Source organism: Companilactobacillus insicii, from assembly GCF_003946015.1.
GTDB lineage: Bacteria > Bacillota > Bacilli > Lactobacillales > Lactobacillaceae > Companilactobacillus > Companilactobacillus insicii.
On the sequence record NZ_RHNU01000012.1, the window covers coordinates 1 to 12,096 of the forward strand.

The following is a 12,096-nucleotide window of genomic DNA, read 5'->3' on the forward strand; positions in this document are numbered from 1 at the left end:
AAGATTGGATCATATTTTGTCATAAAAAATGCCCTACAATCGTTAGATTTCTTGTCTAACAATTGTAGGGCACTTCATTAATTATAAATCTACTAAGCATTTTTTAATGGAATCCAAAAGTTATGTTGATCGACAGTAAAATCGATATCAAAATTATGTTGACCTAGTTCTTCACCGTCCATTTGCCCATGTTCAGGAACAAAACTAGTTAGATGATAAGTCTTTGCTTGAGTATGCCAGACATTTTTATCTTTCAAGTGTGATCCATTGGTGAAAAGCTCCGTAAATAATTTAATGAATGTTAATCCTGAGATTTTATGAACTACAACTAAGTCCAATTTTTGATCAAAGGGTGTCGCTAAAGGATCAATTGCAACTCCGCCACCAAAGTAAGGATGGTTGGTGGCAGAAACAATATAAGCATCATCAAAATGGTGAATTTTATTATTAATCGTCACATTTAAAGGAAAAGAGTCTTGATTTTTGATAACTGTTACTAGACTTGAAACATATGCTAAAGTACCTAATTTTATCTTATTCAATAAATCTTTTCTTTTGGAATGATTAGTTTCATAAACTGTAAAAGCATCTAGGCCAATACCAATATTATTTAAGAAGTAACGTGTAGAGTTCTTTGATGTAGCCTTGCCAATATCAATTATTGATGGTGTATTCATTGCAAGAATTTTTTGTATTAGTATTATCGGATTTTGTCTCTTAATTTTAATGCCACGGCTGAAGTCATTGCCGGAACCACAAGGTATATAACCTAATGGATTATTGGGATTATTCGAAGATTTAATACCATTTAGTGATTGATTAAGAGTACCATCACCACCAAGAACAATAATTCTTTCGTAGTTAGTTAAATTATTAGAAAGAGTTTTAGCAATCCGTACGCCATCACCATTTTTACGGGTTACATGAACTTGATATTTTATATTATTATTGTCTAAATAACGTTGGATCCTTTTCCAGGTTCTTGTAGCCTGTCCGTTTCCAGCACGTTCATTTAGAATTATTTCTAGTTTACTAACTTTTGCCATTAAACTTTCCCCTCAAAAAAACAACTATGATTCCATTAAATCATAAATTATCAATATGAGTAAATAAAAAAAAGCAGACGTAACAGTCTGCTTTTTGAATGATTAAATTGAAGTTGAAATCAACATTGGTAAGATCACAGGATTTCTAGCTGTACGTTTGTACAAGAATTCTTGAAGACCTTCAATGATTATACGTTTCAATACTGCTTCGGTAACTTTGTTTTCCTCATCATCGAATGCGTTCTTAATTAAATGGAACACACGCTTTTGTGCTTGATTGATCAATTCCCCAGATTCACGCATATATACAAATCCTCTGGAAAGAATATCAGGACCAGCTAAGACAATATGCTTTTGGTAGTCAATTGTTGCTACAACAACAACCATACCTTCTTCTGAAAGAACTTGACGGTCGTGGATAACAACGTTACCAATATCACCAACACCTTTACCATCAACGTAAACGTCTCCAGCAGGGAAATGACCAGCAACCCTAGCTGAATCACTTGTAAGAGCCAATACATCACCATTTTCAAGTAAGAATGAATGATCCATAGGGACATCGCACAATTCTGCCAATTCAGTGTGAATCTTTAACATTCTGTATTCACCGTGGATTGGCATGAAGAATTTAGGTTTCATAAGTCTAAGCATCAATTCTTGTTCAGTTTGACCACCGTGACCTGAAGCATGAATGTTATTTACTTTACCGTGAATAACTTCTGCACCAGCTTCTGAAAGTTGGTTAATCAGGTGGTTAACACTAATTGTATTACCTGGGATAGGATTACTTGAAAAAATAACTGTATCTCCCGGTTGAATTGTTATTTGACGATGAGTACCGTTAGCAATTCTACTCAATGCTGCCAGTGGTTCACCTTGTGATCCTGTACATAAAATTAATGTTTCATTTGCAGGAGTGCGATTTAATTCATGTGGATCAATGATCATTTCATCAGGAATATTTAGATACCCTAATTCACGACCATTAGCAATTGCTTGTTCCATACTTCGTCCGAAGACCGCAATCTTACGTCCTTGTTGCATCGCCGCGTCGACGGCTTGAGAAACACGATAAATATTTGATGCGAAGGTTGCGAAAATAATTCGTCCTTGAATTGTTTCAAATATTTGGTGAATAGTTAATCCAACGGAACGTTCGGACTTTGAAAATGTTGGTATCTCAGCATTTGTACTATCAGATAGCAAGCAAAGTACGCCTTCTTGTCCTAATTGTGCCATACGTTGTAGATTTGGAGCAGGTAAGCCAGCAACAGGAGTTAAATCAAATTTAAAATCACCAGTTTCAACGATGATACCTTGAGGTGTATGAACGGCAACACCTAATGTATCAGGGATAGAGTGAGTAGTTCTAAAAAATGAAACACTAAGTTTAGGGAACTTGATAACAGTATCCTCATTAATAACGTTCATTTTTGTTGATTTAACAAGACCATGTTCTTCCAACTTACCATTGATTAATGCACAAGCTAATGGACCGGCATAAACAGGTATGTTTGGAAGCTGTTGTAATAGGTAAGGGATTCCTCCAATATGATCTTCGTGACCATGGGTAATAAATAATCCCTTGATTTTATCCTGATTTTCTACTAGGTAGCTATAATCAGAAATTACGTAATCAATACCTAGTAGTTCATCTTCTGGAAATTTAATTCCGGCATCAATAATAACAAGTTCATCTTGATATTGAACACCGTACATATTCTTTCCGATTTCGCCAAGGCCCCCGATGGCAAAAACGGAAACTTCATTATTTTTAACTTTTACGGTCATTAACTAAAACTCCGTAAGCTTATAACTTGGACTTTGTTGTTCGTATTCAAGATGCTTCTCATCTAATTCTTGAATAAATTCAATATGGTAGTCCGTATTTTTTTCAACTGCTTGACGCACTTCAATACTTGAGTTGGCATCAACATAAATTGATTTTGTAGATTCTCGACGGGGGTTATCTAGTTCACTTTCTTGATATAAAACTTTATAAATCACTTATAATTTCTCCTTTAATTAGACCACATGTAAGTGGTTATTTTTACTTTAAAATCAACGCAACAAGTCAGTTACGTCTCAGCATTTTCCAGTCCATTTGGTTGAAATATCAACAGTTAGCATAATTTTAACATATATGCAGGTCTAAGTATATTGATAAGAGCACTATTATGAGAGCACGATAGTACTTGGGTCTAGTTCAAATGGTGCCTTTTTATCGATCTTGTCATAGTATAAATGTCCGTTTAAATGATCAATTTCATGCTGGCATACGATTGCGGGGTAATCTCTTACACGTAATGTTTGTGGATTGCCGTCGAAATCATCGTAATTAATAGTAATACGATCTGCACGTGGTACAAATCCAGGAATATCTTTATCGACTGATAGACAACCTTCACCTTCAGACAATGCAGCTCTTTGAACTGAGTTTCTAACAATCACTGGATTAATTAGTGTGATCTTTAGAAGTGGTTTTTCGGGATCTTCTTCGTTAGGTACAAGAACAGAAGCCATCATTTTTGACACACCGACTTGAGGTGCTGCCAAACCGACACCAGCACGTAATTGATGCTTTTCGGCAAACTTTTCATCTTGACTGTTGATAAGATATTCCATCATATCGTCAGCTAATCTTTTGTCTTCATCACTTAGTGGGAATTCCACCTTTTTAGATACTTTTCTTAAAACTGGATCGCCATCACGGACGATATCTTTCATTAAATACATAACTTCCTCCAAAATATATTGATGAATATAGTAAATTAAATAATACAAGTACTTACATTATAAATTAATTTCCAGAAAATTTTGAGTAAATCGAAGAAAAACTTTTTTACAAGCATCATTTTACTGTATTTGGAATATAATGAAACAAAATAATACTGTTCAGGGGAAAAAGGCTATGAATAAGAAATTGTTTTTGCTTGTGGGAGAAGCAATATTTTTCATTTTATTGTTGATGGTTGTATCAATAAAGACACAAGCTTCAGTTATGGATGGTCCTAATTTAGGTAAGTATATTTATGAAGAGCATGAAGTTCTTACGCAGGGTCAATATTCTAAAGTCAATGATATTAATGATCAATTGCAAACTGGAAAAACACCACAGAGGTTATATATAGTTATTCTGGATAACGATCCTGAAAAGCCTGACGGAAGTGACAATATGTATAAATACTTAGGAATTAAGTCAGACGATTATTATGCATCAAATATTTTACAAAAATGGCAAGATCAGGATGAAAAGCAGTCAGGGGATTATGGCCGTGCATCTGATGATGATTTTAGAGATAACATGTTGGTTTTGTACCGTAATCAAGGAAGAATTGGCTTTGTTGGGAATTCTCAAAATTATATAACTGATTATAAATTGTGGAAAATAACTTTTGGTAAAATGCACGGTATAAAATCCAACAATCAAATAGATAGTTTTATGAACATATCTAATAGTTTAGTTAAACCAATTTTATACAGTGTAAATGTAGAAAACGCCAGTAGCTCTCAATGGCGTGATGTAGAAGGAGAATTTATTGCCGGGATAATAATTGCTGGTGTTATTTTTGCAATATTATTTCTGTTACTTCTTTTTGCTTCAAATCCAGCTGGAGCAGATTATTCTCCAGATAGTTATGATAATGGATTTTACGATGGATCAACTTTTTCAAATTATCAAAATAATGATCGAAAATGATATTTTTTAAAATTTTTTATTTTAAGAACAAAGGTAAATTAATATCCTTTGTTCTTTTTTTCACATACAAATTGTTAGGAAAATTGGTTAATAAAATGCTAAAATTTAATTTGTATGTTAGCGCTATCAAAAAAATATGGGAGGCTTTATTATGAAGCTTATTGATTATGGTGTTAGGGATGACGAAAAAGTATACATTGAAGAGTGGTCAAAAGAGAACAGTACAGAAGTAAAAATTGTTCAAGAACTGCTGACTCCTGAAACAGTGAAATTAGCTAAAGGTTTTGATGGTATAGTCGCATATCAACAATTACCATATGATCCAATTGTCTTTGACAAAATGAATGAATATGGAATCCATGTAATTTCTTTGAGAAATGTTGGAGTTGATAATGTCCCATTTGATGCACTTAAGAAGAATAATATTAAATTGACTAATGTCCCAAGTTATTCACCAGAGGCTATTGCTGAATACTCAGTTACGGGATTAATGGCTTTGCTAAGAAATATGAAGCATATGATACGCAAGGTTGATAAATACGATTTTGAATGGGCACCAGATATCGGAAGAGAATTGAATCAACTTACAGTCGGAGTGGCAGGTACAGGTAGAATTGGCCGTGCAGCAATTAAAATATACGAAGGATTTGGTGCTAAAGTAATAGCTTTTGATAAGTATCATAATGAAGACTTGGAAAAGCGTGGCATGTATGTGGACACATTAGATGAATTACTTAAACAATCTGATGTGGTAACACTACATTTGCCTAGTCTTGGTAAGGGAAATACAGTTATTAACGCAAATTCTATCTCAGAAATGAAAGATAATGCTATTGTCGTTAACACAGGCCGTGGTGATTTGATCAATACACAAGACTTGTATGATGCTGTTGCTGAAGGAAAGCTCTATGGTGCGGTATTAGATGTTTACGAAAATGAAGTAGGAATTTTCAATACAGACAGAACTGATCAAGAATTGGAAGATAAATTACTTGAGAAACTCATTCAGAGTCCAAGAATCATACTTACACCACATATTGCTTTTTACACAACAAAAGCTGTAAAGAATATGGCAACAATTTCGTTGAATTCAATGGTAGATGAGTTGAATACCGGCACATCAAGCAATGAAATAGATTTAAATAAATAGTTAAGATTTTCACAAACTTTTCTGAAAATTTTTTTCGTGAAAACCTTTGAATTCCCTTGTTTTTTAATACATCAATGGTAAACTAAATTTATGTGAAAGCCCTTACAGATTTACAAGGGTTAGTTTCTTTATGAAAGGACTGTGGAGAATGGCAAACGAACCAATTGTTGATTTTGAAGCAATTAAAAATGATTTAACTAATGTACCGAAGCCTATTCAAATTTTAAATGAAAACGCTGAAGTTGTAGATAAAGCTGCATTCGATTCATTTTCTGATGATGACTTAGTAGAATTTATGAAGAAGATGGTTTGGGAACGTGCATTGCACGAACAAACTATGAACTTCTCACGTCAAGGACGTATGGGATTCTATGCACCTACTGAAGGTGAGGAAGCATCTGAAATGGGTACAGTGTTGGCAATGAAGGATCAAGATTATTTATTACCAGCATATCGTGATGTTCCACAATTAATTCAACACGGGGCCACTGTTACTGAGGCATATCTATGGTCAAGAGGACATGTAATAGGCAATAAGTTCAAGGCTCGTTCAATGATGCCACAAATTATTATTGGTGCGGCATACAACGAAGCTGCCGGTGTTGCCATGGGTATTAAGAAGAATAAAGAAGAAGATGCTATTGCATTTACATATACTGGTGATGGTGGTACTTCTCAAGGTGATAGTTATGAAGGTATGAACTTCGCTGGAGCATTCCAAGTTCCTGCATTGTTCATCGTTCAAAATAATGGATTTGCCATTTCAACACCTCGTAAGAAGCAAACTGCTGCTCCAACACTAGCACAAAAGGCAGTTGCTGCTGGTATTCCATCTGTTCAAGTTGATGGTATGGATATCTTGGCATGCTATCGTGTTGCTAAGGCTGCACGTGATTATATGGTTGCTGGTAATGGACCTGTAATGATTGAAACACTTACATATCGTTATGGTGCTCACTCAAGTGCTGGTGATGATCCTAAGCGTTACAGAACTAAGGAAGAAACACAACCTTGGTTTGATAAGGATCCACTTATTCGTTTAAGAAAAGTTCTTGAAGATAAGGGACTCTGGTCAGAAGAACAAGAAGATAAATTGGTTGATGAATACAAAGCATCATTTAAGGAAGCTATTAAAGAAGCAGATGCTGTTCCAGCTGATAAAGTTTCAGATATGTTGAAACGTACTTTTGAAATTCCAACTCCAGAAATGAAACAAGAAATTGAAAAATTTGAAGCAAAGGAGTCGAAGTAAAGATGGCAAAGAAAACCTATATTCAAGCAATCACTGATGCTCTAGACATTGTCTTGGAAGACGATCCAAAGACATTGATCTTCGGTGAAGATGTTGGTAAAAATGGTGGTGTATTTAGAACCACACAAGGCCTTCAAGATAAATATGGTGAAGATCGTGTTTTCGATACTCCTTTAGCTGAATCAGGTATTTTGGGCTTGGCAACTGGTCTAGGATTGACTGGTTGGCGTCCAATTCCTGAAATTCAATTTATGGGATTCTCTTTTGAAGCAATTGATCAAATTGTTGGACAAGAAGCTAGAATGCGTTTCCGCTTTGACGGACAAAAGACATCACCTGTAACAATTCGTACACCATATGGTGGTGGTACTCATACTGCTGAAATGCACGCTGATAACTTGGAAAGCTACTTCACAGGTACACCAGGACTTCGTGTCGTTATGCCAAGTAATCCATATGACGCAAAGGGACTATTGATTTCATCAGTTGAAAACAATGACCCAGTTCTATTTATGGAAAACTTGAAGTTATATCGTTCTATGAAGGATGATATTCCTGATGGTAAATATACAGTTCCATTGGACAAAGCAAATGTCGTTCGTGAAGGTAATGATATTACTATTGTTGCATATGGTGCTGAAGTTAATGAAGCTAAGAAGGTTGCAGACAAACTTGCAGATAAGAACATTTCTGTTGAAGTTATTGATCTAAGAACAGTATCACCAATCGATACAGAAACAATCTTCAAATCAATTGAAAAAACTCATAAGGTTGTAATCGTTCAAGAAGCACAAAAGATGGCAGGAGTTGGAGCACAAGTTGCTTCAGCAATCGCCGAAGGTGCCGTACTTTCGCTAGATGCACCAGTTGGTAGAGTGGCTGCTCCAAATAGTGTTTATCCATTTGCTCAAAGTGAAGATTACTGGATTCCAGGTGCAGATGAGATTGAAGAAAAAGTAAACGAGATTTTAAATTACTAAAGGTTACAGATAGAAAGGAAGGAAACCAGCCATGGCTTACAAATTTAAACTACCAGAATTAGGCGAAGGAATGGCCGAAGGTGAAATTGCTAGTTGGCTTGTCAAAGAGGGAGATAAGGTCAAGGAAGATGATTCACTTGTAGAAATCCAAAATGACAAATCAGTTGAGGAATTGCCTTCACCCGTATCAGGTACCGTAAAGAAAATTGTTGCTCAAGAGGGTGACACCGTAGAAATTGGTGCTACATTAATTATCATTGATGATGGTTCTCCAGATACTGATGACGATGATGATGCACCAGCAGCAGATACAAAGGAAGAGGCTCCAGCTGCAGCACCTGCAGAGGAAGCTAAATCTGCCGCTCCTGCAGAATCAACTGCAGAGGCTACTGGATCTGCAAATAAGGATTATTTGGCAATGCCTTCAGTTCGTCAATATGCTAGAGATCAAGGAGTTGATCTTTCATTAGTAACACCTACTGGTAAACATGGTCAAATTAGTAAGGCTGATGTTGATGCATACAAGGCTGGAGCACCTGCAGCAAGTGCACAACCTGCAGCTGAAGCAGCACCAGCAGCTACAAAGGCCGCCGGTCCAGCAGTTAAACCGTATAAGTCTGATGAGCCTGAACTTGAAACACGTGAAAAGATGAGTATGACTAGAAAAGCAATTGCTAAAGCAATGCGTAGTAGTAAGGACATCGCTCCACACGTTACAAGTTTCGATGATGTTGAAGTTTCAGCATTGATGGCTAACCGTAAGAAGTATAAGGCAGTTGCAGCTGACAAGGATATTAAACTTACATTCTTGCCTTACATTGTAAAGGCTTTAGTTGCTGTAATGAAAGAATATCCAGAATTCAACGCATCAATTGATAACACAACTGATGAGATTGTTTACAAGCATTATTACAATGTTGGTATTGCTACAAATACAGAACATGGTTTGTATGTACCAAACGTTAAGAATGCTGATTCTAAGGGAATGTTTGAAATTGCTAAGGAAATCAGTGAAAATACACAAGCCGCATATGACAATAAGCTTAATGCTAAGTCAATGTCAGGCGGATCAATCACTATTAGTAACGTTGGATCAATCGGTGGCGGCTGGTTTACACCAGTTATCAACCAACCCGAAGTTGCTATTCTAGGTGTTGGTAAGATTGCTAATGAACCATACGTTGATGATGACGGTAATATTGCTGTTGGTAAGATGCTTAAATTATCATTAACATACGATCACAGATTGATCGATGGTGCTTTAGCACAAAACGCATTGAATCTATTGAAGAAATTATTGCATGAACCAGACATGTTACTAATGGAGGGCTAGTTATGGCTGAAAATGTTGTTGAAAAAGATACTGTTATCATTGGTTCAGGCCCTGGTGGTTATGTTGCCGCTATTAGAGCTTCAGAATTAGGACAATCAGTTACAGTTATTGAAAAATCAGATACAGTTGGTGGTGTATGTCTAAATGTTGGATGTGTTCCATCAAAGGCACTTATTACAGCAGGACATAGACTACAACAAGCCAAAGACTCATCCACTTATGGTATTACTACAAGTGATGCAGTTATTGACTTCGCTAAGACACAAGCTTGGAAAGATGAAAAAGTTGTTGCACGTATGACAAGTGGTGTTGAAATGTTGCTTAAGAAGCATCATGTTGAATTAATCAACGGTGAAGCTTATTTAGATAACGACAATCAATTACGTGTTATGCCAAGTGGTCCACGTCAATTCATGGATAATGGTGGCGGTCAAACTATTAAGTTTAAGAACTTAATTTTGGCTACTGGTAGTCGTCCAATTGAAATCCGTGGTTTCAAGTTTGGTGATCGCGTTATTGATTCAACTGGTGGTTTGAATCTTCCTGAAGTACCAAAAGAGTTTGTAATCATCGGTGGTGGATATGTTGGTACAGAATTAGCTGGTGCATACGCTGATTTAGGATCACATGTAACAATCCTTGAAGGATCACCACAAATTATTCCTAACTTTGAAAAAGATATGGTATCAATTGTTAAGAAGAACCTTGAAAAGAAGGGTGTAACAATTATTACTAATGCCATGGCTAAGAACAGTGAAGAAACTGACAATGGTGTTAAGGTTACATATGAAATTGATGGTAAACCAACAACTATTGAAGCTGATTACTGCATGGTAACAGTTGGACGTCGTCCTAATACAGATAACTTCGGTCTTGAAATGACAAATGTTAAATTGTCAGATCGTGGTTTAGTTGAGGTGGACAAACAAGGTCGCACATCAGTTGACCATATTTGGGCTATCGGTGACATTGTTGCCGGACCAGCATTGGCACATAAGGCATTCTTTGAAGCTAAGACAGTCGCTGGAGCAATCTCAGGTAAGAATACAGAGAATGACTATATCAGTGTTCCTGCAGTTTGCTTTACAGATCCTGAGTTAGCTACAGTTGGTATTACTCAAACAGAGGCAAAAGATAAGGGTATTGATGTAAATGTTGCTAAGTTCCCATTTGCTGGTAATGCTCGTGCCGTAAGTTTGGATGCTGCAGAAGGATTTGTTAAGTTGATTGCTGACAAAGAAACAGGCACATTACTTGGCGGACAAATTGTCGGACCTGGTGCTAGTGACTTGATTTCTGAATTGAGTGTTGCTGTAAATTGTCAATTGAATGCAGAAGATATTGCATTGACAATTCACCCACATCCAACATTAGGCGAACCAATTCAAGAAGCAGCAGATATCTTAATTGGTTATCCAACACATATTTAATGTTAATGATACATAAGCGATGCAATTGCATCGCTTTTTTTGTATAGTAGATAGTATGGAAGATTTAATTTGGAACAAAGGGGAGACTACTAATGCAAGAGAACTATAGCTATCCGTTGAATAGCGATTGGAATCAAGATGAAATTGTCAAGGTCATTGCACTGTATAATGCGGTTGAAACAGCGTATGAACGCGGAATCAATCGAGAAGACTTCTTACAAAAGTATCGAACCTTTCAACAAGTTGTTCCTATGAAAATGGAGCAAAAGCAGCTGGATAAGGATTTTGAGATAGAATCGGGATATTCTATTTATCAAGTGTTCAAGCAGAGTCAAAAAACTCAGAATAATGGGAAAGTCAGGATTTATGATGGAAATAACAACTGAAGAGATTGATAAATTTGTTGTGAAGATTTTGAGTGAGGTTGGGAGAAGTTTGATTACCGATACCACAAAAAACAAATTAGTTGATACTAAAAAAAATCGTAACGACTTAGTAACTAATTTTGATAAATCTACTGAAAAATTTGTTGTTTCTATGATCAAAGAGGCATATCCAGAAGCCACAATTGTCAGTGAAGAAGGCTATGGGGACGTTGTTGAGAAGATGGATGGATTAGTCTTCTTTGTGGATCCAATTGATGGTACGATGAATTTTGTTAAACGAGGCGATGATTTTGCCTCCATGATTGGTGTATATCTCGATGGTGAACCTTATATTGGTGGAATTATTAATGTCATGCAAAATAAAATTTTTCACGGTGGACCTAACTATGGGGTATATTGTGATGATCAAAAAATTAATAATCCCGAAAATAAAGTGTTACGTGACGGATTGGTCGATATAAGTGCACCAATGGCACTTAATAATTATCTTAATACTCAGGAAGTCGTTAGAAATAGTAGCGGATTAAGAGTATATGGTAGTGCAGGAATTATTTTTGGACACTTATTATTAGGTAAAGAAGTTATGTACATGTCATATTTAGCCCCGTGGGATTTAGCAGCTGGACGAGTATTGTGTGAAGGTGCAGGTTTAAGAGTCTCAAGTGTTGACGATACCCCTGTAAATATGCTAAAATCACAAGTCGTAATAGCTGGCACGCAGAACGTTGTTTCTGAAGTGCTTAAGACGGTTAAAAATTGTGACTGAACTGTGAATTACAATCACAGTTTTTTTATTGCAAGTGATTATTATTGTCG

Annotated in this window: 12 protein-coding genes; 8 read left to right on the forward strand and 4 right to left on the reverse strand. The window is 36.1% G+C overall.

Annotation, left to right across the window (positions count from 1 at the left end; all coding sequences use genetic code 11):
- Positions 1–92: 92 nt before the first annotated feature.
- The 4 genes from EKM79_RS05190 to def all read right to left on the reverse strand — a co-directional run bounded on the left by EKM79_RS05190 (position 93) and on the right by def (position 3,785).
- Positions 93–1,046 (reverse strand): diacylglycerol/lipid kinase family protein, encoded by a 954-nt coding sequence (locus tag EKM79_RS05190; RefSeq protein WP_125566586.1) that lies wholly within the window; start codon positions 1,044–1,046, stop codon positions 93–95.
- Positions 1,047–1,148: 102 nt separating this feature from the next.
- Entirely contained in the window at positions 1,149–2,840 is a 1,692-nt protein-coding gene (gene rnjA, locus EKM79_RS05195) for a ribonuclease J1 (RefSeq protein ID WP_125566588.1), read from the reverse strand.
- A gap of 3 nt (positions 2,841–2,843) precedes the next feature.
- Positions 2,844–3,056, reverse strand: a complete 213-nt coding sequence (locus EKM79_RS05200) for a DNA-directed RNA polymerase subunit epsilon (RefSeq protein WP_125566590.1) — start codon at positions 3,054–3,056, stop codon at positions 2,844–2,846.
- Between the two features lie 168 nt (positions 3,057–3,224).
- Positions 3,225–3,785 carry a peptide deformylase gene (gene def / locus EKM79_RS05205; protein WP_125566592.1) on the reverse strand — a complete coding sequence of 187 codons (561 nt, stop codon included), beginning with the start codon at positions 3,783–3,785 and terminating at the stop codon, positions 3,225–3,227.
- Between the two features lie 175 nt (positions 3,786–3,960).
- Here def and EKM79_RS05210 point away from each other — a divergent pair, with 175 nt between their 5' ends.
- From EKM79_RS05210 to EKM79_RS05245, 8 genes are all read left to right on the forward strand, one after another.
- Positions 3,961–4,749, forward strand: coding sequence for a hypothetical protein (locus EKM79_RS05210; RefSeq protein ID WP_125566594.1), 789 nt, complete (start codon positions 3,961–3,963; stop codon positions 4,747–4,749).
- A 151-nt stretch (positions 4,750–4,900) separates the two neighbouring features.
- On the forward strand, positions 4,901–5,899 hold the full coding sequence (locus EKM79_RS05215) for a D-2-hydroxyacid dehydrogenase (RefSeq protein WP_125566596.1): 999 nt from the start codon (positions 4,901–4,903) through the stop codon (positions 5,897–5,899).
- 148 nt (positions 5,900–6,047) lie between these two features.
- Positions 6,048–7,151: a pyruvate dehydrogenase (acetyl-transferring) E1 component subunit alpha gene (gene pdhA, locus EKM79_RS05220; protein ID WP_125566598.1), complete on the forward strand. Its 1,104-nt coding sequence runs from the start codon at positions 6,048–6,050 to the stop codon at positions 7,149–7,151.
- A 2-nt stretch (positions 7,152–7,153) separates the two neighbouring features.
- On the forward strand, positions 7,154–8,131 hold the full coding sequence (locus EKM79_RS05225; RefSeq protein ID WP_125566600.1) for an alpha-ketoacid dehydrogenase subunit beta: 978 nt from the start codon (positions 7,154–7,156) through the stop codon (positions 8,129–8,131).
- A 31-nt stretch (positions 8,132–8,162) separates the two neighbouring features.
- Positions 8,163–9,464, forward strand: coding sequence for a 2-oxo acid dehydrogenase subunit E2 (locus EKM79_RS05230; protein ID WP_125566602.1), 1,302 nt, complete (start codon positions 8,163–8,165; stop codon positions 9,462–9,464).
- 2 nt (positions 9,465–9,466) lie between these two features.
- On the forward strand, positions 9,467–10,894 hold the full coding sequence (gene lpdA, locus EKM79_RS05235) for a dihydrolipoyl dehydrogenase (protein WP_125566604.1): 1,428 nt from the start codon (positions 9,467–9,469) through the stop codon (positions 10,892–10,894).
- 92 nt (positions 10,895–10,986) lie between these two features.
- Entirely contained in the window at positions 10,987–11,280 is a 294-nt protein-coding gene (locus EKM79_RS05240; RefSeq protein WP_125566606.1) for a UPF0223 family protein, read from the forward strand.
- On the forward strand, positions 11,261–12,046 hold the full coding sequence (locus EKM79_RS05245; RefSeq protein WP_246005634.1) for an inositol monophosphatase family protein: 786 nt from the start codon (positions 11,261–11,263) through the stop codon (positions 12,044–12,046). The genes EKM79_RS05240 and EKM79_RS05245 overlap by 20 nt, the downstream gene beginning before the upstream one ends.
- Positions 12,047–12,096: the final 50 nt, after the last annotated feature.